Source organism: Streptomyces sp. TRM70350, assembly GCF_019219825.1.
Taxonomy (GTDB): domain Bacteria; phylum Actinomycetota; class Actinomycetes; order Streptomycetales; family Streptomycetaceae; genus Streptomyces.
Window position 1 is genome coordinate 42,059 of the sequence record NZ_JAHUXH010000023.1, and the last position, 21,746, is coordinate 63,804.

General features: G+C 73.3%; 17 protein-coding genes. 15 read left to right on the forward strand and 2 right to left on the reverse strand.

Annotated elements, in window-relative coordinates:
- Positions 1–72: 72 nt before the first annotated feature.
- From KWI83_RS27655 to KWI83_RS27665, 3 genes are read left to right on the forward strand one after another with little or no spacing between them, the layout of a single operon-like run.
- The gene (locus tag KWI83_RS27655) at positions 73–606 is read left to right on the forward strand and encodes a PadR family transcriptional regulator (protein WP_218517107.1); all 534 of its coding nucleotides are present in this window, start codon (positions 73–75) and stop codon (positions 604–606) included.
- Positions 603–1,289, forward strand: coding sequence for an ABC transporter ATP-binding protein (locus KWI83_RS27660; RefSeq protein ID WP_218517108.1), 687 nt, complete (start codon positions 603–605; stop codon positions 1,287–1,289). The genes KWI83_RS27655 and KWI83_RS27660 overlap by 4 nt, the downstream gene beginning before the upstream one ends.
- Positions 1,290–1,312: 23 nt before the next feature.
- The gene (locus KWI83_RS27665; RefSeq protein ID WP_218517109.1) at positions 1,313–2,647 is read left to right on the forward strand and encodes an FtsX-like permease family protein; all 1,335 of its coding nucleotides are present in this window, start codon (positions 1,313–1,315) and stop codon (positions 2,645–2,647) included.
- A gap of 89 nt (positions 2,648–2,736) precedes the next feature.
- Here the strand turns inward: KWI83_RS27665 and KWI83_RS27670 are convergent, their stop codons facing one another.
- Positions 2,737–3,273 carry an HNH endonuclease gene (locus KWI83_RS27670; protein ID WP_218517110.1) on the reverse strand — a complete coding sequence of 179 codons (537 nt, stop codon included), beginning with the start codon at positions 3,271–3,273 and terminating at the stop codon, positions 2,737–2,739.
- A 343-nt stretch (positions 3,274–3,616) separates the two neighbouring features.
- Between KWI83_RS27670 and KWI83_RS27675 the strand changes: the two genes are divergently transcribed.
- The 11 genes from KWI83_RS27675 to KWI83_RS27725 all read left to right on the forward strand — a co-directional run bounded on the left by KWI83_RS27675 (position 3,617) and on the right by KWI83_RS27725 (position 20,031).
- The gene (locus tag KWI83_RS27675) at positions 3,617–4,732 is read left to right on the forward strand and encodes a mechanosensitive ion channel family protein (protein ID WP_218517111.1); all 1,116 of its coding nucleotides are present in this window, start codon (positions 3,617–3,619) and stop codon (positions 4,730–4,732) included.
- Positions 4,733–4,973: 241 nt separating this feature from the next.
- Positions 4,974–6,260 (forward strand): ROK family transcriptional regulator, encoded by a 1,287-nt coding sequence (locus tag KWI83_RS27680; RefSeq protein WP_218517112.1) that lies wholly within the window; start codon positions 4,974–4,976, stop codon positions 6,258–6,260.
- 242 nt (positions 6,261–6,502) lie between these two features.
- Entirely contained in the window at positions 6,503–7,771 is a 1,269-nt protein-coding gene (locus KWI83_RS27685; RefSeq protein ID WP_218517113.1) for a 6-phospho-beta-glucosidase, read from the forward strand.
- Positions 7,762–8,733 carry a BadF/BadG/BcrA/BcrD ATPase family protein gene (locus tag KWI83_RS27690; protein ID WP_218517114.1) on the forward strand — a complete coding sequence of 324 codons (972 nt, stop codon included), beginning with the start codon at positions 7,762–7,764 and terminating at the stop codon, positions 8,731–8,733. Before KWI83_RS27685 ends, KWI83_RS27690 begins: the two co-directional genes overlap by 10 nt.
- A gap of 157 nt (positions 8,734–8,890) precedes the next feature.
- Positions 8,891–10,351 (forward strand): hypothetical protein, encoded by a 1,461-nt coding sequence (locus KWI83_RS27695; RefSeq protein WP_218517115.1) that lies wholly within the window; start codon positions 8,891–8,893, stop codon positions 10,349–10,351.
- Positions 10,352–10,365: 14 nt separating this feature from the next.
- Positions 10,366–11,382, forward strand: a complete 1,017-nt coding sequence (locus tag KWI83_RS27700; protein WP_218517116.1) for a glutamate ABC transporter substrate-binding protein — start codon at positions 10,366–10,368, stop codon at positions 11,380–11,382.
- 49 nt (positions 11,383–11,431) lie between these two features.
- On the forward strand, positions 11,432–12,775 hold the full coding sequence (locus tag KWI83_RS27705) for a hypothetical protein (RefSeq protein WP_218517117.1): 1,344 nt from the start codon (positions 11,432–11,434) through the stop codon (positions 12,773–12,775).
- Positions 12,772–15,627, forward strand: coding sequence for a serine/threonine-protein kinase (locus KWI83_RS27710; RefSeq protein ID WP_218517118.1), 2,856 nt, complete (start codon positions 12,772–12,774; stop codon positions 15,625–15,627). The genes KWI83_RS27705 and KWI83_RS27710 overlap by 4 nt, the downstream gene beginning before the upstream one ends.
- The gene (locus KWI83_RS27715) at positions 15,628–16,935 is read left to right on the forward strand and encodes a PP2C family serine/threonine-protein phosphatase (RefSeq protein ID WP_256362901.1); all 1,308 of its coding nucleotides are present in this window, start codon (positions 15,628–15,630) and stop codon (positions 16,933–16,935) included.
- Between the two features lie 110 nt (positions 16,936–17,045).
- Positions 17,046–18,392: a VWA domain-containing protein gene (locus KWI83_RS27720; protein ID WP_218517120.1), complete on the forward strand. Its 1,347-nt coding sequence runs from the start codon at positions 17,046–17,048 to the stop codon at positions 18,390–18,392.
- Between the two features lie 82 nt (positions 18,393–18,474).
- On the forward strand, positions 18,475–20,031 hold the full coding sequence (locus KWI83_RS27725; RefSeq protein ID WP_218517121.1) for an FHA domain-containing protein: 1,557 nt from the start codon (positions 18,475–18,477) through the stop codon (positions 20,029–20,031).
- Positions 20,032–20,057: 26 nt separating this feature from the next.
- Here KWI83_RS27725 and KWI83_RS27730 read toward each other — a convergent pair whose 3' ends face one another.
- Positions 20,058–21,044 (reverse strand): methyltransferase domain-containing protein, encoded by a 987-nt coding sequence (locus KWI83_RS27730; RefSeq protein WP_218517122.1) that lies wholly within the window; start codon positions 21,042–21,044, stop codon positions 20,058–20,060.
- 282 nt (positions 21,045–21,326) lie between these two features.
- Here KWI83_RS27730 and KWI83_RS27735 point away from each other — a divergent pair, with 282 nt between their 5' ends.
- A complete protein-coding gene (locus tag KWI83_RS27735) occupies positions 21,327–21,731 on the forward strand; it encodes a globin (RefSeq protein WP_218517123.1) in 405 nt (134 codons plus the stop codon).
- Positions 21,732–21,746 lie beyond the last annotated feature (15 nt).

A 21,746-nucleotide genomic window follows, 5' to 3' on the forward strand; every position in this document is an offset into this window, starting at 1 on the left:
CGAGTTAGCCACTGGTCACTTTTCCCGAGCCACTATTCACTCGGTACATGTACTCAGTACATACTGATCCCCATGAGCACCCGCCACATCCTGCTCGGGCTGCTCGCTGCCGGTCCCAGCCATGGCTACGACCTCAAGCGACGGCACGACGAACGCTTTCCGCAGGCCCGTCCGCTGGCCTACGGGCAGGTGTACACGACCCTGCAACGGCTGGTCCGCGACGGACTGGCCGAGGTCGACGGCACCGACGCGGACGGCGGCCCCGAGCGCACGCTGTACCGCCGCACGGCGGACGGGACGCGGGAACTGACGCGCTGGGCGGGCGAGATCGCGCCGCCCGCGCCCTTCGTGACGAACGAGATCTTCGCCAAGGTCGTCGTCTCGATCCTGTCCGGCGGCGATCCGGAGGCGTATCTGCGCGCCCAGCGGACCGCCCACATGGAGCGCATGCGGGAGCTCACGGCGGTCAAGACCGACCCGGGAGCCGATCTGACGACCGTGCTCTCGGCGGACTACGCCCTCAACCATCTCGACGCCGACCTCCGCTGGATGACCACCACGGCGGCCCGGCTCACCACCCTGACCGCGGAGGTCGACTCAGCATGAGCAACCCAGAGCCGCTGCTCGCGGCCCGTGACCTCACCAAGGCGCACGGCAGGACCGAGGCCCTGCGCGGCGCCTCGGTCGAGCTGCGCACCGGCGAGATCCTCGCCGTGACCGGCGCGAGCGGCAGTGGCAAGTCGACGCTGCTGCACTGCCTCGCGGGCATCGTCCGGCCCGACGGGGGTTCGGTGTCGTACGGCGGCGAACGCGTCGACCGGCTGCCGGAGCGGCGGCTGAGCGAGCTGAGGCGGACGGAGTTCGGGGTGGTGTTCCAGTTCGGGCAGCTGATTCCCGAGCTGACCGCGCTCGACAACGTGGCGCTGCCGCTGATGCTGGGCGGGGCCGGGCGCAAGGAGGCACGGGAGCGGGCCGGGGAGTGGCTGGAGCGGTTCGGGGTGCGCGGGCAGGGGGAGCTGCGGCCGGGTGAGATGAGCGGCGGGCAGGCCCAGCGGGCCTCGCTGGCGCGGGCGCTGGTCACCGGGCCGAAGGTGGTGTTCGCGGACGAGCCGACGGGCGCGCTGGACTCGCTGGCGAGCGAACAGGTGATGACGGCGCTGGTGCACACGGCCCGCGAGGCGGGCACGTCCGTGCTGCTGATCACGCATGACGCCCAGGTGGCGGCGTACGCGGACCGGGAGGTGCGGCTGAGTGACGGGGTCGTGGTGCCGGTGGGGGTGACGGCGTGATGAGGACGGGCGCTGGTGGAACGATGTCCGATCTGCGGCTCTCCTGGCTGCTCACCCGTGGGTCCGACCGGCGGGAGTGGTGGCGGGTGGGGCTCACCGTGGTCGGCGCGGCGCTGGCCACCGGGTTCGCGCTGGGCGCGGTCGCGGTCGCGTCGATCGAGGGGCAGTACGCCATCGGGTTCGGCAACGGTCTGCTGAACCAGCCCGGGGAACGGGCGGGGGTCGTCATCGCGCTGGTGCTGCTGCTGATCCCCGTGCTCGGGTTCCTCGGGCAGTGCTCCCGGGTCGGTGCCGTGCACCGGGACCGGAGGCTGGCCGGGCTGCGGCTCGCGGGCGCCGCACCGGGGCAGGTGCGGCGGATCGCGGCGCTGGAGGCGGGGCTCGCCTGTCTGGCCGGGTCGGTGGCGGCGACGGTCGCCTCCGTCCTGGTCGTGCTGGGGGTGTGGCAGCGGCCGCCGGTCGTCGTCTGGGCCGGGTTCGCCCTGGCCGCGGTGGCCGTACCGGCGCTGGGGGCGCTGGTGAGCGCGCTGGCGTTGCGCCGGGTGATCGCCTCGCCGCTGGGCTGGGTGCGCCGGGTGCCGATCGCGTGGCGGCCGGGGCGGGCGTTCCTGACGGCGGCAGCGGCGCTCGCGGTGCTGCTGGTCACCGCTCTGACCTCGGACGAGGGCGGTCTTCTCGGGTTGGCGCACGGCCCGCTGACGGTGTTCTTCGCCGTGCTGCTCGTCGGGGCGGGCGCGATCTGGCTGTCCGGTGCCTCGGCCCGGCTCACCGGCGCCTTCCTCGCCGCCCGAACCGACCGGCCTGCGGTGCTGATCGCGGCGGAGCGGCTGCGCGACGACCCCTGGGCCGCGGCCCGCACGCACGCCGCGGTGCTGCTGGTGACGATCGTCGGTACGGGATTCATGGGCGTCAGGCAGGCGCTGCTGGCGGCGCTCGACGCCGAGCAGCCGCCGGCCGCGAGCCGCTCCTTCTACACCACCGGCCTCGACCTGACCGCCGCCGCGATCGTGGTCGCCCTGCTCATCACTCTGTCGGCGCTCGCCGTCGGCACCGCCGAGTCCCTCGCCACCCGGCGCCGGGGCCTGGCCGCGCAGACCGCCGCCGGGGTGCCGCGGGTGGTGCTGGGCCGGGCGCTGCTGCTGGAGACCGCGCTGCCGCTGGCGCCGGCGCTGCTGCTGGCGGGCCTCGGCGGCATGGTCATCGGCACCGGGTACACCGGGCTCACCGGCAGCGGCACACTGCCGTGGGCGGCGCTGCTGGTCCCGGCGGGGGTGTACGGCGCGTGCCTGCTGGCGTCGGCCACCTCGCTGCCGCTGCTGCGCCGGTCGGTGCGGCCGGGGGAGCTGAGGTACGCGTAAGGGCAGGCGTGCTCACGGGACCGGGGTGGACGGGGGTCTTCCCGGTCCCGTACGAGCACCCTGTACGGGACATGCAAAAGCCCGGATCGTCAGGCGGAAATGCCGTCGATCCGGGCCAAGGCGTCGTCCGCGCCGTACGGCTGCAAGTACGGCAGCCAGCGCGGGTCCCTATGGCCGGTCCCGATGATGCGCCAGGCCAGGCCGGTGGGCGGGGCGGGTTTGTGTCGCAGCCGCCAGCCCAGCTCGACGAGATGGCGGTCGGCCTTGACGTGGTTGCAGCGGCGGCACGAGGCCACCACGTTGTCCCAGACGTGCTTGCCCCCGCGCGAGCGCGGGATGACGTGGTCGACGCTGGTTGCGACGCCACCGCAGTACATGCACCGGCCCCCGTCGCGCGCGAACAGCGCTCGACGGGTCAGAGGAACGGGTCCCCGGTACGGGACCCGAACGAATCTTTTGAGCCGGACCACGCTGGGTGCGGGGACTGTGACGGTCGCGCTGTGCAGATAGGCGCCGGACTCCTCAAGGCATACGGCCTTGTTCTCGAGGACGAGGATGAGCGCGCGGCGGAGCGGTACGACGCCGAGCGGCTCGTACGACGCGTTGAGGACCAGGACATGCGGCACGGATGCCTCCTTGTACGCCGGCGGCGCGTGGCTCGCGCCGGGACGATCTGCAGTCAGTCTCCCCTCATGCCTGGTGAAAGCGCCACCATGTCCCGGTAACGGGCTGAGAGTGTTTTCGACCACATCCGCTTCCTCCCCAGGCTCCCGACCACTTCCTCCCCCCTTCTCTCCGAACTGTTCGCCTCACCTGCTGTTCGTCTGATCTGTTCATCCCCCGGCGGGAACCGTCTCTCCCTCGAACATCGCAACGATCCCCACACGATGCCCCGATAGTGTGGTTCCTCCGCCCGTCAGGTGACCTTTTCGTGACCTTGGACCTGACCGCCGTACCGGGGGCGGGCCGTTGCACCTGGAGGTACCCGCCGTGTCGCCCCTGCCCGTCCCACTGGCCGCCGGACCGTCACCGTCCCCGCCTCCGTCCCAGACGGCACCCTCCGTGCCCACGCTGCAGGACGCCCAGCAGAGCGCGACGAACGCCGCCGGCTGGGTGGAGGAGAACTGGTCGACGTGGCTGGCGATCGGGCTGCAGGTGCTGCTGATCGTGGTGGTCGCGGTCGTGCTGCGGGTGGTGGTGCGGCGGGCGATCACCAAGCTGATCGAACGGATGAACCGCACCGCGCAGTCGGTGGACGGCACGGCGATCGGCGGCCTGCTGGTCAACGTGGAGCGCCGCCGTCAGCGCTCGCAGGCGATCGGCTCGGTGCTGCGCTCGGTGGCGAGCTTCGTCATCCTCGGCACGGCCGCCCTGATGATCCTGTCCACCTTCAAGATCAACCTGGCTCCGCTCCTGGCCTCCGCCGGTGTGGCGGGCGTGGCGATCGGTTTCGGCGCGCGCAACCTCGTCACGGACTTCCTGTCCGGCGTGTTCATGATCCTCGAGGACCAGTACGGCGTCGGCGACTCGATCGACGTCGGCGTCGCGTCCGGCGAGGTCATCGAGGTGGGCCTGCGCGTCACCAAGCTGCGCGGCGACAACGGGGCGATCTGGTACGTCCGCAACGGCGAGGTCAAGCGCGTCGGCAACCTCTCCCAGGGCTGGGCCACGGCCGGCGTCGACGTCACCGTGCGTCCCTCCGAGGACCTGGACCACGTCAAGGCCGTGCTCACCGAGGTCGGCGAGGCGATGAGCAAGGAGGAGCCCTGGAACGAGATGCTCTGGGGCCCGGTCGAGATCCTCGGCCTGGACAGCGTCCTGCTCGACTCGATGGTCGTGCGCGTCTCGGCCAAGACGATGCCGGGCAAGTCCCTCACGATCGAACGCGAACTGCGCTGGCGCATCAAGCGCCGCTTCGACCAGGAGGGCATCCGCATCGTGGGCGGCCTGCCGCTCCAGCAGGACGAGGAGTCCGCAGCCGACCCGACGGCGGGGATGGCGGCGCCGTCGGCGTTCGCGAGCACGACCTCTCCGCAGGCGGTCGCGGCTTCGCCGATTGCGCCGCCGACGAGCACGACGAAGTAGCGGAACGGTTCTGGACGACTGACGTCCGCTCCCGCGGCCGCCCCGCAGCCGCCCCCGCAGCCGCCCCCGCGGGCAACGACTCCGTTGCCCGCGGGGGCGTTCGCTCTTGACGCCCCCTTCCCGCCGGGCCTATCTTCCTGCCAGTCGAAGCCGGTAGGAAACCTTCCCAACAGATAGCCGGGATGGACGCACAGCCCCGCCCCGCTGCCAAGCCGAGCGGCCGAAAGGCAGGTGTCGACGCATGGCAGGAACCGCCGGTACCCCGGGCACCCCCCGCGTCCTGCGCGCCATGAACGACCGCGCCGCCCTCGACCTGCTCCTGGAACACGGCCCCCTCTCCCGCAGCCGCATCGGCAAGCTCACCGGCCTCTCCAAGCCGACCGCCTCACAACTGCTGGCCCGCCTGGAGGCCGCCGGGCTCGTACTGGTGACCGGCACCAGCGAGGGCCGCCCCGGGCCGAACGCCCAGCTCTACGCCCTCAACCCGGCCGCCGCCCACGCCGCCGGACTCGACGTCACCCCCGAACGCGTCCTCGCCGCCGTCGCCGACATCACCGGGCGCACGGTCGGCACGTACGAGGTGCCCGCCCCGGGCAGACGCCCCTTCCCCAAGCGCTCCGCTTCGCCCGTGCAGGAGGGACCCTCATCGCCCGTCGTACGCCAGGTCACCGACGCCCTCGACGGCGCCGTGAAGGCGGCCGGGCTGGCCAGGGACGACATCCGGCGCCTCGTCATCGGCACACCCGGCGCCTTCGACCCCAGCACCGGCCGCCTGCGCTACGCCTCGCACCTGCCCGGCTGGCACTCCCCCACCCTCCTCGACGAACTCGCCGCCGCACTGCCCATGCCGGTGGAGTACGAGAACGACGTCAACCTCGTCGCCGTCGCCGAGCAGCGGCTGGGCGCGGCCCGCGGGCACGGCGACTTCGTGCTGCTGTGGAACGAGGGCGGCCTCGGCGCCGCCCTGGTCCTCGGCGGCCGGCTGCACCGCGGGTGGACCGGCGGCGCGGGCGAGGTCGGCTTCCTGCCCGTCCCCGGCGCCCCCCTGGTCCGCCAGGTCACCCAGGCCAACAGCGGCGGCTACCAGGAGCTGGCGGGTTCCCAGGCCGTCCCCGCGCTCGCCCGCGACCTCGGCGTCCCCGACATCCCCCCGGGCCCGTACACCGAGGTCGCCGCCACGCTGCTGGCCCGCGCGGCGGAGGCGTACGACGACTCCGGGCGCACCACCCCCCGAACCGCCGAAGACGACCCCCACCGCGACCTCCTCCACACCTACGCCACGCGCCTCGCCACCGGCCTCGCCTCCCTCGTCTCCGTCCTCGACCCCGAACTCGTCGTCCTGAGCGGCACCTCCCTCACCTCCGGCGGCGAGACGCTGCGCGCCCTGGTGCAGGCCGAGTTGGCGGAGCTGGCGGCGGCCCGGCCCCGGCTCGTCATCGGTGACGTACGCGAACACCCCGTCCTGCGCGGCGCGTTGGAGAGCGCCCTCGCCACGACCCGCGACGAGGTCTTCGACACCTCGCGCTGAGCAGCGCCCCAGCACCCGCCCTGGGAGGCCTCGCCATGCCCGGCACATCCCGGAAGCGGCCACGAACACCCGAACGCGGCGCGGGTCGGCGGCTGCGGCGAAGTCCGGATGATGCCGTGGCCTCCCGGACCGTCCAAGAGAACCGTATGGACGCGATTCTCCCCCGTATGCGGGACGTACCCCCACCCCGGCGTGAACGCTGGGGCATCCTCGCAACAAACAGGTGAAGGGTTGACTGGACGATGAAACTCACCGTGGTCGGCGGCGGTTCGACCTACACCCCCGAACTCGTGGACGGCTTCGCCCGTCTGAGGGACACCCTGCCCGTCCAGGAACTGGTGCTCGTCGACCCCGCGGCCGACCGCCTGGAACTGGTGGGCGGCCTGGCCCGGCGTATCTTCGCCCGTCAGGGACACGGCGGACGGGTGGTGACGACCTCCGACCTGGACGCCGGTGTCGACGGCGCCGACGCGGTGCTGCTCCAGCTGCGCGTCGGCGGGCAGGCGGCCCGTCAGCAGGACGAGACCTGGCCCCTGGAGTGCGGCTGCGTGGGCCAGGAGACGACCGGCGCGGGCGGCCTGGCGAAGGCGCTGCGCACGGTGCCGGTGGTGCTCGACATCGCCGAGCGGGTACGGCGCACCAACCCGGACGCCTGGATCATCGACTTCACCAACCCGGTCGGCATCGTGACCCGCGCCCTGCTGAAGGCCGGTCACAAGGCGGTCGGGCTGTGCAACGTGGCGATCGGCCTGCAGCGGAAGTTCGCCGCGCTGCTCGCGGTCGCCCCGGCCGACGTCCACCTCGACCACGTGGGCCTGAACCACCTCACCTGGGAGACCGGCGTCCGCGTGGGCGGTCCCGAGGGCGAGGACGTCCTGCCCGGGCTGCTCGGGGAGCACGGCGACACGATCGCCGCCGACCTGCGCCTGCCGCGCGAGCTGCTGGACCGCCTCCGCGTGGTCCCGTCGTACTACCTGCGCTACTACTACGCCCACGACGAGGTCGTCAGGGAGCTGCGCACCAAGCCCTCGCGGGCCGCGGAAGTGGCCGCCATGGAGCGGGAGTTGCTGCGGATGTACGGCGATCCGGCGCTCGACGAGAAGCCGGAGCTGCTGGCCGGGCGGGGCGGCGCGTACTACTCGGAGGCGGCCGTGGACCTGGCGGCGGCGCTGCTGCGCGGTGCGGGCAGCCCGTACCAGGTGGTGAACGCGTACAACCGGGGCACGCTGCCGTTCCTGCCGGACGACGCGGTGATCGAGGTGCAGGCGGCCGTGGGCGCGCAGGGCGGTCCGGTGCCGCTGCCGGTCGCCGCGGTGGATCCGCTGTACGCGGGTCTGATGGCGAGCGTGACGGCGTACGAGGACCTGGCCCTGGACGCGGCCCTGCGCGGCGGGCGGGAGCGGGTCTTCCGGGCGCTGCTCGCGCATCCCCTCATCGGGCAGTACGAGCACGCCGACGCCCTCACCGACCAGCTGATCGCACACAACCGGGAGCATCTCGCGTGGGCCTGACCGCAAGCGTCCTCGCCATCGACGCGGGCAACAGCAAGACGGACGTCGCGGTGGTGGCGGCCGACGGGAGCGTGCTCGCCGCCGCGCGGGGCGGCGGGTTCCGGCCGCCGGCCGTGGGGGTCGAGGCGGCGACGGACGTGCTCGCCGAGGTGGTGGCGCGGGCCTTCGCCGCGGCCGGTGTCACCTCGGTCACGCATGTCTCGGCCTGCCTGGCCAACGCCGACTTCCCCGTGGAGGAGGCACTGTTGACCGACGCGCTGCACGCGCGCGCGTGGGGGGCCACTGTTGAAGTGCGCAATGACACCTTCGCGATCCTGCGGGCCGGGGTGACCGAGCCGCGCGGGGTCGCGGTGGTCTGCGGGGCGGGCATCAACTGCGTCGGTATGCGTCCCGACGGGCGCACCGCGCGGTTCCCGGCGATCGGCCGGATCTCCGGGGACTGGGGCGGGGGTTGGGGACTGGCCGAGGAGGCGCTGTTCCACGCGGCCCGCGCGGAGGACGGGCGCGGCGGGCCGACCGAGCTGGCGCGGACCCTGCCCGCGCACTTCGGGTACGACTCCATGGACGCGCTGATCGAGGCGCTGCATCTTGAGCGGGTGCCGCCGCACCGGCGGCACGAGTTGACGCCGGTTCTCTTCGCCACGGCGGCCGACGGCGACCCGGTGGCCCGCGCGCTCGTCGACCGGCTCGCCGAGGAGGTCGTGACGATGGCGACGGTCGCCCTGGCCCGGCTGGACCTGCTGGACGAGGAGACGCCGGTGCTGCTGGGGGGCAGTGTGCTGGCGGCCCGGCATCCGCAACTCGACGACGGCGTACGGGACCTGCTGGCGGCGCGGGCCGCGAAGGCGGTGCCTCGGGTGGTGACGGCGCCTCCGGTGCTGGGGGCGGCGTTGCTGGGGCTGGACCGGGTGGAGGCGGACGCGGGCGCGTGGGAGCGGGCGCGGGCGCACTTCGAACGCTGACCTTCTCGGCCGAGGAACCGAACCGATTCCCAGGGCGTATTCATGGGCAAGGGGTGCTGCGAGACGCGCGAGCCATCAAGATCCAGCCAAGGCCGGTGCGGATGTCGGTCCCGGCGGCGATACTGGCGGCGACGGATGACCATGGGGGAGGTCAGCAGTGACACAACCGCCGAAGAGCAGCACGGCACCACCGGGTGCGCCCACCATGCCCGGCGCGCTTCCTCAGCAGGGCTCGCCCGCACCCGCCGCACCCGGCCCCGTCGCACCCGGCCCCGCGCCGACCGCCGTCGCCCCGTCCCGCCGTACGGCGTTCGCCGAGGGCGTGGACCAGCTGCGTGCCGTCGCGACCACCGAGCCGGGCCGACTGCGCATCATCGGCGCGGTCCTCGCCCTGCTGGTCGTGGCCTTCGGCGCCGTGACCGCCTGGCAGGCCACCGACCGGGCGGCCGCCGCCGACGACGTGCTGAACAACAGCCAGCCCCTCAGCTCCGCCGCGGCCGACATCTACCGCTCCCTGGCCGACGCCAACACGGCCGCCTCCAGCGGCTTCCTGGCCGGCGGCCAGGAGACGAAGGCCTCCAGGGAGCGGTACGAGAAGGACATCCGCACGGCGGCCGAGAAGCTCGTCCTGGCCGCCAACAACTCCGAACCGAACTCCCGTTCCGCCGAGACGATCTCCAAGCTCAACCGGCTGCTGCCGGAGTACAAGGGCCTCATCGAGCGCGCCCGCGCCAACAACCGCCAGGGCTACCCGCTCGGCGGCGCCTACCTGCGGTACGCCAACGCCACGATGCAGACCGAGATGCTCCCGGCGGCGGAGGACCTCTACAAGACGGAGAACGAACGGCTGCGCGACGACTACGCGCACGCGACCCCCTACCCCTGGGCGGCGATCGCGCTCGGCGTCCTCGCCCTGGCCGCCCTCGCCTGGGCCCAGCACCGCACGTACGTGCGGACGAACCGGGTCCTGAACCACGGCCTGGTCGCCGCCACCGCCACCACGACGGTGGTCCTGCTCTGGCTGGTCATCGGCCACAGCGTGGCCCGCGCCGGGCTGAACGACTCCTACGACCACGGCGTCCGCTCCCTGAACGTCCTGCACGACGCCCGTATCGCCTCCCTGAAGGCCCGCGGCAACGAGAACCTCACGCTGGTCAGCCGGGGCGCGGAGACGGTCGAGGTGGGCGGCGAGTTCAAGGACAAGTTCGACGTGGCCTACCAGGCGTCGATGAAGGACCTCGCCGCCGGTCTCGCCGCCGCGGAGGACCTCGCCGACGACCAGGCGGGCGAGCAGCCGGTGCGGGCCGCCGCGGCCAGCATGGACGTGTGGAAGGAGCGGCACCAGCAGGCCCGCGACGCCGACGACGCGGGTGACTACCAGGCGGCGCTCAGCAAGATCATCGGCTCGAAGGACGACGAGCCGACGGGCGAGTGCTTCGACAACGTCGACCGCAGCCTGGAGACCGCCCTGAAGCACGAGACGCTGGAGTTCGAGCAGGCCGCGGGCGACGGCCGGGACGCGATGACCGGTCTGCCGGCCGGTGCGGCCGTGCTCGCGGTGCTGGGCGCGACGGGCGCGGTGCTGGGCATCGGCCGCAGGCTTTCGGAGTACCGGTGAAAGGGGGCGCGACGATGCATGCACGACGCTTGCGGGCCAGCCTGAAGGGCTGGGGCGGCGTGGGCGCCATGGCGGTCGTCTGTGCCCTCGCCGTGGCCTTCGTGCTGCTGCTGCCGCACACCCAGCCACGCGGCGACGGCAGCACCGGCCTCGGCGGCCCGGGCGTGGCGGCCGGCCGGTGGGCGAAGGCCGAGGCGTGCGAGAACCCCCAGGACCAGAGCCTGCCCCCGTCGAACGCCGAGGGCGACACCATCGCCGCCATCAAGCAGCGCGGCTATGTCTCGGTCGGCGTCGACCAGAACAGCTACCGCTGGGGCTACCGCAACCCCAACGCCACCGAGAAGAACGTCGAGTTGGAGGGCTTCGACATCGACCTGGCCCGCCGGATCGCCCAGGAGCTGCTCGGCGACCCGGACCGGATCCGGTTCAAGGCCATCCCCACCAATCAGCGCGTCCCCGCGATCCAGAGCGGCCAGGTCGACATGGTGGTGCGCACGATGACCATCACCTGCTCCCGGCTCGCGGACGTCGCGTTCTCCGCACCGTACTTTCTGACCGGCCAGCAGGTCCTCGCCCCCAACACCTCGACGATCAAGGGCTACGACGAGACGCTCGCGGGCAGGCGGATCTGCTCGGCGGCCGGTTCGACGGCGTACGACAACCTGGCGGCGGACCAGAAGTCCGGCAAGCTGCCCGCGTCCACCGACATATCCACCACCGTCCCCAACCAGCTCGACTGCCTGGTCAGGCTCCAACTCGGCGAGGTGGACGCGGTGGTGACGGACGGCGCGCTCGCGGCCAGCCAGGCCGCACAGGACCCGACGGTGGAACTGAAGGGCGACCGGTTCACCACGGAGTACTACGGCGTGGCGATGAAGAAGGACGCCGACGATCTGGTACGCCGGGTCAACCGCATACTGGCGGACTACCGCGCGGACGGCGGCTGGAAGGCCTCGTACGACAAGTGGCTGTCACCGACGCTGGGTAGGGACTCGGAGTCGGCGACCCCGCCGACCCCGCGCTACAGGTGACCGGCCGGCAGCGCACCGACAGCACAGACCAGCAGACGAGAGGTGATCGATGGGCGACACGGGAGCCTCCGGTCCGGTGATGGACCGGGACGAGGTGGACCGTGCGCTGGCGCGGCTCGGCGCGGAGCACGAGGCGATCGAGACCTCGCTGTTCGCCCTGCAGGACCACGCGGGCCGCCGACTCCTCGAAGGCGCCGAGCTCACCGGCATCACCAAGGAGCGCTGGGCGGCCACGGAGGCGTCGATCTCCCTGCTGTGGGCGTACTTCGACGCGTACACCGACGCGCTGCGCACCGCCCGGGACATCCGCGCCCGGCGCCGCTGGTCCAGCCGCGAGGACCTGGTGGAGTTGACCGAGCTGCTGCGCGGCGAGTCCGTCACGGTCGCCGGCGGCGCCGCGGCGACGGCGAACGCGCCGACGCTGCACGGCACGGGCAAGCTCAGCGAAAGGTTCACCCTGGCCACGCTCGTGGACCGGATGAACGAGCTGTACGCCAAGTCGCTCGACATGGTCGTCGCCGCCGACGCGGTCTGGTCGGCGCTGCCCGCCCGGATCGATTTACTCGCCGCCGAACTCCAGCGCACCCGCAGGCTCGCGCACTCCGTCGGCGTACGCCCCGGCGAGCACCCGGCGGGGGACGACCTGGAGCGGATCACACGCACCCTGACCCGGCTGCGCGAGCAGGTGGTGTCCGACCCGCTGGCGTTCTGGCAGCCCGCCGAGGGCAGTTCGGCCCCGGGCGGCGGCAAGCCGGACACCACGGTCTACGACCGGGAGGCGCGCGCCCTGGAGGAGGTGCGCCGGGAGATCGACGCCGTGCTCGCCGTCCGCAAGGACGCCGAGCAGCGGCTGGTCAAGCTGCGGGACGTGCTCTCGCGCGCGGACCGCACGCTCGCCGAGGCGCGCACCGCGCGCGGGGAGGTGCTCGCGAAGATCGCCGCCACGGAGGTGCCGGTGGTCAGCGGCCCGCCGACCGCGCTGCAGGAGCAGCTGGCGACGGCCGCCGAGTACCGCAGACAGGCCCAGTGGCACCGCCTGTCCCCGCTGCTGGAGTCCCTGGAGCAGAAGGCGGAGGACGAACTGCTGCGCGCCCGCGAGTCGTTGACCGCCGTCACCGCCCCGCTGGCGGTCCGCGCCGAGCTGCGCGGCCGCCTCGACGCGTACAAGGCGAAGATCGCCCGGCACGGCCTGGCCGAGGACCCGCTGCTGGTCGAGCGGTACGACGCGGCCCGCCGCATGCTGTGGAGCGCGCCCTGCGACCTGCGGGTCGCCGAACAGGCCGTGCTGCGCTACCAGCAGGCGGCGGCCGAACTGCTCGGCGCCGCGCCGCGGGTGCCGCAGCAGAACGGTCCGCCGGAGCTTCAGGATCGTAGGGGGGAGTCGTCGTCATGAGTCAGCCACAGCGGACCTGTCAACGCCCCGGCTGCGCGGGCAGCTACGAGGACGTCGGCGGCGGCGAGCTCTACTGCGACACCTGCGGCCTGGCGCCGGTGGTGTCCGCGAACGGCATGGTCTCCTCACCGCCGACCGGGGTCACCGGCGGCGGCAAGGGCTCGGCGGGCAGCGGCAGTTCCCGCTCCGGCTCCCGCGCCAGCTCCCGTACGTCGTCGCAGTCGTCGAAGTCCCGGCGCTCGGTGTCGGGACGGCTCTCCCGCTCGCTGTCGGGCCGGGCCTCGAACCGCTCCGTGTCGGTGCGCAGCTCCGGCTCCACGGCCGGTTCCTCGACCCGGGGGCGGCTGGGCGCGGGCCTGGTGCAGGTGCCGCAGGTGCCGCGGCCCGACCCGCGCGCGGTGGTGCTGCAGAACCCGCAGGTGCCGGAGCGGAAGCGGTTCTGCTCGCGTTCGGACTGCGGGGCGCCGGTGGGCCGCGCCCGCGGTGACCGTCCCGGGCGCACCGAGGGCTTCTGCACCAAGTGCGGTCACCCGTACTCGTTCGTGCCGAAGCTGAAGGCCGGCGACATCGTGCACGGCCAGTACGAGGTGGTGGGCTGCCTCGCGCACGGTGGGCTTGGCTGGATATACCTCGCCGTCGACCGCGCGGTCTCGGACCGGTGGGTGGTGCTCAAGGGCCTGCTGGACACCGGCGACCAGGACGCGATGGCCGCCGCGATCTCCGAGCGGCGGTTCCTCGCGGAGATCGAGCACGCCAACATCGTGCGGATCTACAACTTCGTCGAACACCTCGACCAGCGCACGGGTTCCCTCGATGGGTACATCGTCATGGAGTACGTCGGCGGCAAGTCCCTCAAGGAGATCGCCAACGCCCGCCGCACCCCCGAGGGGCGGCGCGACCCGCTGCCGGTGGAACAGGCGTGCGCGTACGGCATCGAGGCGCTGGAGGCCCTCGACCACCTGCACAGCCGCAACCTCCTGTACTGCGACTTCAAGGTCGACAACGCCATCCAGACGGAGGACCAGCTCAAGCTGATCGACATGGGCGCGGTGCGCCGCATGGACGACGACGAGTCGGCGATCTACGGCACGGTGGGCTACCAGGCGCCGGAGGTCGCGGACGTCGGCCCGTCGGTGGCGTCGGACCTCTACACGGTGGCCCGCACGCTCGCCGTCCTGACCTTCGACTTCCAGGGCTACACCAACGTCTACGCCGACTCCCTGCCCGACCCCGACACCATCGAGGTCTTCCGGCAGTACGAGTCGTTCTACCGGCTCCTGGTGCGCGCCACCGACCCCGACGCCGCCCGGCGGTTCGCCTCCGCGCAGGAGATGTCGGAGCAACTGACGGGCGTGCTGCGGGAGGTCGTGTCGCTGCAGACGGGGCGGGCGCGGCCCGCGCTGTCGACGCTGTTCGGGCCGGAACTGCGGGTGACGGACACGGAGTTGTTCCCTCGGCTGGAGGGGGACGTGTCGCGGCTGGGGGCGCGGGGGGTGAGGCCGCGCCGGGGCGCGGCCGGTGGGGGGACCGCGACCGGATTCAGTGCTGGGGCTCTTGCCGGAAACGCTGCCGGGGCTCTTGCCGGGACCGCTCACGGATTCGCTGCCGGGACCGCTCACGGATCCGCTCCCGGGGCTCCTCCCGGGACCGCTGCCAGATCCGCTACCGGAGCCGCTGCCGGGGCTCCTCCCGGGACCGCTGCCGGATCCGCTACCGGGGCTCCTCCCGGGACCGCTGCCGGAGCCGCTCCCGGGGCTCCTCCCGGGACCGCTGCCGGATCCGCTACCGGGGCTCCTCCCGGGACCGCTGCCGGAGCCGCTGCCGGAGCCGCGCCGCTCCCGGCCGGAGGCGCCCTGCACGCCCTGACCGGCGGGACCGATGGGGCTGGCGGGGCCCATGGGACCGGCCTCGTCAAGCCCATCGGCACCGCTGCCGCCGCCCTCGCCCTGCCCGTCCCCCGCGTCGACCCCACCGATCCCAACGCCGGTTTCCTGGCCGGCCTCATGGCCACCGCCCCGGCCGAGCTGCTCAGCGCGCTCGCCGCCGCGTCCGCGCCCTCGGTGGAGACGCGGCTGAGGCAGATCCGGGCGTGGCTGGAGAACGGCGACTCCACGGCCGCGCTGGACGCCCTGCGCGGGCTGGAGGAGGAGCGGCCCGACGACTGGCGGGTCGTCTGGTACCGCGGCGTGGCCGCGCTGGTCACCGGCGACCACGAGGGCGCCGCCCTCGCCTTCGACGCGATCTACGACGCCTTCCCCGGCGAGACCGCACCCAAGCTGGCTCTCGGCCTGTGCGCGGAGGTGCTCGGCCAGCTCGACAACGCCGCCGAGTACTACCGCCTGGTGTGGGCGACCGACCCCAGTTGTGTGAGCGCCGCGTTCGGCCTGGCCCGCGTCCAGCTCGCCACCGGCGACCGGCGCGGCGCCGTGGGCACCCTGGAGTCGGTGCCGGAGTCGTCCATCCACTACACGGCCGCCCGCGTGGCCGCGGTGCGGGCCCGGCTGAGGCAACGCACGGCCGCCGCCGGCGACGTACCCTTCCTGGAGGATCTGACCGCCGCCGCCGGGCAGGTCGAGGCGCTGGACGCGTACGGTCTGGACCCGACCCGGCGGGAGCAGTTGGCCACGGAAGTGCTCGGCAGCGCCCTGGACTGGATACTCTCCGGTGGCCAGGGTTCCGTCGCTCCCGCCGCCGGGGGACGGACGCTGCTCGGCAGCGGCCTGGACGAACGGGGCCTGCGCTTCGGCCTGGAGCGTTCGTACCGCACGCTGGCCCGCCTGGCGCGGGGCGGCGAGGAGAGGATCGACCTGGTGGAACGTGCCAACCGTTACCGCCCCCGGACATGGGTGTAGTTGATGTCGCAGATGCCCCAGCTGTCCGCCTGCCCGAGCTGCGAGGAGCCCCTTGAGTCGGGTGACCGTTTCTGCGGTGCGTGCGGATACGACCTGTCCGCCGTGCCGCCACGGCCGGACGACAGCCCGACCCTCACCATGAACGGCGCGGGGGCCCCGCAGGCCGCCCCGGCCGCCGGCTGGCCCGGCGCGGCCGACCCGGGCGGTTCCGGCACGCCCCCCGCGACGCACCTGCCGACGGATCTGCCGGGCACCGACTCGGGCGGCTCCCCCCTGCCCCCGGCCGCCCCGGCCACCGGCGTGCGCTTCGACCGGCCCCCGGAGCCCGAGGAGTACCCCCTCCAGGCCCCGGACCCGCGCATCGCCGCCGACCTGGCCGCGCGGGCGGACCCCGCCACGGTGTGCGTGGCCTGCCGTGCGGGGCGGGTCGACCACGACGGCTACTGCGAGAACTGCGGGCACGCCCAGCCACGCGAACGCGACCACATGGAGCAGGAGTCCGGCCCCGTGGCCGCCGTCAGCGACCGGGGCCTGCGCCACCACCGCAACGAGGACGCGTTCGGCATCGGCCGCACCGCCCTGCCCGACGGCTCCGGCGCGCTGGTCGCGATCGTCTGCGACGGCGTGTCCTCGGCGACCCGCCCGGACGACGCCTCCCTCGCCGCCTCCCGCGCGGCCAGCGAGTCGCTGCTGGCGGCCCTGCCCCTCGGCACGCACCCGCAGCAGGCGATGCACGACGCGATCGTCGCCGCCTCGAACGCGGTCAACGCCCTCGCCCAGGAACCCGCGACGGCCCGCGAGCACCAGCCGCACCAGAACGCCCCCGCCTGCACCCTGGTCGGCGCCATCGTCACCGCGGGCCTGCTGGTGGTCGGCTGGGTCGGCGACAGCCGCGCCTACTGGGTCCCGGTCGACCGCAGCGCCCCGGCCGCCCGGCTGACCGAGGACGACTCCTGGGCCGCGCAGATGGTCGCCGCGGGCCTGATGAACGAGGCCGAGGCGTACGCCGACGAGCGCGCCCACGCCATCACCGGCTGGCTCGGCGCGGACGCCTACGAACTGGAGCCGCACACCGCTTCCTTCAAACCGGACCGGCCGGGTGTAGTGGTGGTGTGCACGGACGGCCTGTGGAACTACGCGGAGGCGGCCGAGGAGATGGCCGGCGTCCTCCCGCCGGATGCCGCCGTACGTCCGCTGCACGGCGCCCGCGTCCTGGTCGGTCACGCCCTGGACGGCGGGGGCCACGACAACGTAACAGTGGCCGTCCTGCCGTTCCCGGCCCCGCCGCAGGGGGCAGGATCGGCCTGAGGCCGCACACGGGGAGGCCCGGGAAGGCTGGGCGGACCGGAGGGGACCGGTCCGCATTCCGTTCATCGCCCCGCCTTTCGTGGGGACGTTCAAGGGGGATTTGAGAACGTATGGCCATTTTCTCGAAGTCGAACGTGCCGCAGTTCTCGGTGGACGTGTACCAGAACGAGTACCTCCCGGAGGGCGGCCGGGAGGTCAACGCGATCGTCACGGTGACCGCGACCGGCGGCGGCACGATCGGAAGCGCGGTCACGGCGCCTCACCTCTACTCACCGGGGCAGGGCCCGTCCGCGGCCGTGGCGATCATGGTCGACTGCTCGGGGTCGATGGACTACCCGCCGACCAAGATGCGCAACGCCCGGGACGCCACGGCCGCCGCGATCGACACCCTGCGCGACGGTGTGCACTTCGCGGTGATCGGCGGCACGCATGTCGCGAAGGAGGTCTACCCGGGCGGCGGCCGCCTCGCCGTCGCCGACGCCACCACCCGCGACCAGGCCAAGCAGGCCCTGCGCAAGCTCAGCGCCGGCGGCGGTACGGCGATCGGGACCTGGCTGCGGCTCGCCGACCGTCTGCTGTCCGAGGCAGACGTGGCGATCCGGCACGGCATCCTGCTCACCGACGGCCGCAACGAGCACGAGTCGCCCGAGGACCTCAAGGCCTCGCTGGACGCCTGCGCCGGACGCTTCACCTGTGACGCCCGGGGCGTGGGCACCGACTGGGAAGTGAAAGAAGTCACAGGCATCGCCTCGGCGCTGCTCGGCACCGCCGACATCGTCGCCGACCCGGCGGGCCTCGCCGCCGACTTCACGCAGATGATGGAGACGGCGATGGGCAAGGAGGTCGCGGACGTCGCCCTGCGGCTGTGGACCCCGGTCGACACCACGATCAAGTTCGTCAAGCAAGTCGCGCCCACCGTCGAGGACTTGACCGGTAGGCGCACCGAGGCGGGCCCGCGCGCCGGGGACTACCCCACCGGCTCCTGGGGGGACGAGTCCCGTGACTACCACATCTGCGTCGAGGTCCCGGCCGCGCACATCGGCCAGGAGATGCTCGCCGCCCGCGCCTCCCTGGTGATCCCGCAACCCGACGGCACCGCCCAGAACCTCGGCGCCCAGGGCCTGGTACGGGCCGTGTGGACCGACGACATGGTCGCCTCGACGTCGATCAACCCCCAGGTCGCCCACTACACCGGCCAGGCCGAACTGGCACAGGTCATCCAACAGGGCCTGGATCTGCGCAAATCGGGAGACATCGATGGAGCAACGGCCAAACTGGGCCGGGCCGTTCAGCTCGCCAGCGCCTCCGGAAACGCGGATACCGCGAAACTCCTTGCGAAGGTGGTGGACGTGGTCGATGCCGCGACAGGTACTGTGCGACTGAAGGCGAAGGTCGCGGAGGCCGACGAGATGACTCTCGAAACTCGGTCGACAAAGACTGTTCGTGTAAAGAAGTGATCTGAAACAAAGCGAGCCCGACCCCCTGGGGTTGGAGAAATCCGGTCGAAACGGCCGGAAAAGGAGAGGGGGAAGCGCCGACATGCCGACCTGCCCGAACGGACACCAGTCGGGTTCCGACGACTGGTGCGAGGTCTGCGGTCACCGCATGGCGGGTGCCGTACCTCCACCCCCTCCGCCTCCGCCCCCGGCGGGCGGCGGCTACGGCTTCCCGCCTCCGCCCGGCGGCCCCGGCCCGTCCGGTGGTCCGAACACCGGCCAGCCCGGCGGACGCCCGCACATGTCCTCCGCACCGGACGCGGCGCCCGAACTGTGCCCGCAGTGCCGCACGCCCCGGGAGGGCGCCGCGCCGTTCTGCGAGGAGTGCCGGTGGAACTTCCTGACCAACACCGCGACCTCGTACACCCCGGCCGCGCCGCGCCCACCCGCCCCGCAGTTCCAGCGGCCGTCCGGGCCGCCGCCGTCGTTCGGGGGCGGTGACTCGTACGAGTACCAGAGCTCGCGTCCGTCCCAGATGAACCGTCCGGCCGAGCCGATCCCACCGGGTCCGCCGTTCGGAGGCGAGGCTCCTGGGGGGCCTTCGGGGGCTTCCGGGCCTTCCGGTTTCGGTGGGGAGCGGCCCGGTGCTGGTGGGCCATCTGGTGCTTCGGGGGCTCCCGGGTCTTCCGGTTTCGGTGGGGAGCGGCCCGGTGCTGGTGGCCCGTCGGGCTTCGGGGAGCGGCCGGGGGCTCCCGGTCCCGCCGGTCCCTCCGGGTTCGGGGAGCGGCCCGGGGCTCCCGGTCCCTCCGGGTTCGGTGGGGAGCGGTCTGGTCCGCCCGGTCCTCCCGGGTTCGGTGGTGACCCGTCGCGGCCGGTTCCGCCACCGCCCGGGCCGACGCCGAACGCCGGTCGTGGGCCCGGAGGCCCTGGCGGTCCCGGTGGACCCGGTGGCCCTGGTACGGCCGGTGGCCCCTCGGGGCCCGGTACGCACCCGGGCGCTCCGCAGGCCTTCCAGCCGTCCGGTCCGGGCGCCCCGCCCGCGTTCCCGCAGGAGACGGGTCGGCCGCAGCCGGGTGGCCCGTCCTTCGGTGGCGGTGACGACGACTGGATGATCTCCCCGCCGTCGTCCACGGGTCCCGGCGGCCCGGGTGGCCCCGGTCAGCCCGGCGGTCCCGGTCAGCCCGGTGGCTACGGCTACCCGCACCACGGTGCCCAGCCCGCGCCGCCGCCCGGTCCCGCCGCCCCGCAGCGCCCGGCGACCTGGACGGCGACCATCGGTCCGGACCGCGAGTACTTCATGGCGATGATGCAGCGCTCCGGCCCCGAGGCGGCGGGCCTGAACCTGCCCGCGTACTCCCCGGAACAGCAGCGCACGCTCACCGGCAACCAGGTCACGATCGGCCGCCGTCGGCACTCCACCGGCGACACCCCCGACATCGACCTGTCGGTGCCGCCGGAGGACCCGGGCGTCTCCCACCAGCACGCGGTGCTGGTGCAGCAGCCGGACGGCAGCTGGGCGATCGTCGACCAGAACTCGACGAACGGCACCACGGTGAACGGCTCGGAGGACCCGATCCAGCCCTTCGTGCCGGTGCAGTTGCAGGACGGCGACCGGGTGCACGTGGGCGCCTGGACGACGATCACGATCCGCCGGGGCTGACCCGACGGACCGGGCCGCTCGGCGGATCAGGCGGGGAGGGGCCAGGCGTACGGCCCCTCCGGATCGTCCAGCCACGCCCACTCGCGTCCGCCGCCGACGGTGATGCCGTACCGCTCCCGCCCGGGCCGCCCCTCGCGCTCCCACAGCGCGTACGCCTCCTGCGGATCGAGGCTGCCCCGGCTGAGGGCGAGCAGGAACCGGAACAGCTCGTGCTCCCGCCCCCGGCGCGGCACCGCGCCCAGCGCCACCGGCTCCGACTCCGGCCGCCCGGTGCCGCGCAGCGGGACGAAGTACGCGGGCGTGGGCAGGAATTGCCCCTCGGCGTATCCGGAGTCCCGCACGGTCAGCGCGACCAGCCCGGTGGCGAACGGCGTCAGGATCCGGCCGCCGGGACGGCACTGGGCGAGCCAGGCGGGCGGGATCGACCCCAGGGTGCAGGTCGCGATGATCCGATCGAAGGGCGCGCGCTCGGGCACTCCGCGCGCCCCGTCCCCGGTGACGACGACCGGGTGGTACCCGGCGGCGTCCAGATGCCGGCGTGCCGCCTCGGTGATCTCCGGCTCCAGATCGACGGTCGTGACGAGGTCGTCGTCGCCGAGCCGGTGCGCGAGCAGCGCCGCGTTGTAACCGGTGCCCGCGCCGATCTCCAGCACCCGGTTGCCGTCCTCCACCCGCAGCTCGGTCAGCATCATGGCCATCAACGACGGCTGGCTGCTGGAGGAGAGCAGCTCGCCGTCGCGCAGCCGGGTGGCCAGTGGGGTGTCGGCGTAGGCTCCGCGCACCCAGCGCTCGCGCGCCTCCGGGTCGGGGCTCTCGCCCCAGCGCCGCTCGTAGCCGCCCACGACGCCCACGTAGTAGTACGGCACGAAGAGGTGCCTGGGGACCGCCGCGAACGCCTCCCGCCACACCGGGTCCGGGGCCCACGCCCCGCTCGCGTCGATCTCCCGCACCATCGCGGCCCGCGCCGAAGCGGCGACGGCCTCCAGATCCTTGTCGAGTGCATGCGCGCCCATATGTCCACTGTGCTGCGCTTCACAGTGCGAGGCGAGTACCCGGGCCCGTCGGCCGCGTGGTCCTGAGCCAGTCCTAAGGGGTCCTTGCACTATGAGCGTCCGATCAGGTCGCGTGGTCTGGTGCCGTGCATCGCAAGGCGCCGGAGCGCCCTGGTAGCGGAGCTACCTGGGCGTTTCGGCAACGCGGCGAGGTGCGGTGCCAGGCCGCGCGACCCGGGCGGGCATAGTGCAAGGACCCCTAAGCCTTGAGTCCTGGTCCGCCGCATCTGAGACCATGGATGCGTGAATGAGATTCGGCGCGGCACGCTTCAGGAGCAGACCTTCTACGAGCAGGTCGGCGGGGAGGAGACCTTCCGCCGCCTGGTCCACCGTTTCTACGAGGGAGTCGCCCAGGATCCGATCCTGCGGCCGATGTACCCCGAGGAGGACCTGGGCCCCGCCGAGGAGCGCCTCACCCTGTTCCTGATCCAGTACTGGGGCGGCCCGACGACGTACAGCGAGAACCGCGGCCACCCCCGCCTGCGCATGCGCCACGCCCCCTTCACCGTCGACCGGGCCGCGCACGACGCCTGGCTGAAGCACATGCGGGACGCCGTCGACGAACTGGGCCTGTCCGAGGAGCACGAGCGCACACTGTGGAACTACCTGACGTACGCGGCGGCCTCGATGGTGAACACGCCGGGCTGAGCCCCGGCACACCGG

Coding starts and splice junctions, on each gene's coding strand:
- KWI83_RS27710 (WP_218517118.1), top strand. CDS start 12,772: ATGAGTCAGCCACAGCGGACCTGTCAACGCCCCGGCTGCGCGGGCAGC.
- KWI83_RS27685 (WP_218517113.1), top strand. CDS start 6,503: ATGAAACTCACCGTGGTCGGCGGCGGTTCGACCTACACCCCCGAACTC.
- KWI83_RS27725 (WP_218517121.1), top strand. CDS start 18,475: ATGCCGACCTGCCCGAACGGACACCAGTCGGGTTCCGACGACTGGTGC.
- KWI83_RS27655 (WP_218517107.1), top strand. CDS start 73: ATGAGCACCCGCCACATCCTGCTCGGGCTGCTCGCTGCCGGTCCCAGC.
- KWI83_RS27700 (WP_218517116.1), top strand. CDS start 10,366: ATGCATGCACGACGCTTGCGGGCCAGCCTGAAGGGCTGGGGCGGCGTG.
- KWI83_RS27665 (WP_218517109.1), top strand. CDS start 1,313: ATGTCCGATCTGCGGCTCTCCTGGCTGCTCACCCGTGGGTCCGACCGG.
- KWI83_RS27705 (WP_218517117.1), top strand. CDS start 11,432: ATGGGCGACACGGGAGCCTCCGGTCCGGTGATGGACCGGGACGAGGTG.
- KWI83_RS27730 (WP_218517122.1), bottom strand. CDS start 21,044: ATGGGCGCGCATGCACTCGACAAGGATCTGGAGGCCGTCGCCGCTTCG.
- KWI83_RS27720 (WP_218517120.1), top strand. CDS start 17,046: ATGGCCATTTTCTCGAAGTCGAACGTGCCGCAGTTCTCGGTGGACGTG.
- KWI83_RS27680 (WP_218517112.1), top strand. CDS start 4,974: ATGGCAGGAACCGCCGGTACCCCGGGCACCCCCCGCGTCCTGCGCGCC.
- KWI83_RS27660 (WP_218517108.1), top strand. CDS start 603: ATGAGCAACCCAGAGCCGCTGCTCGCGGCCCGTGACCTCACCAAGGCG.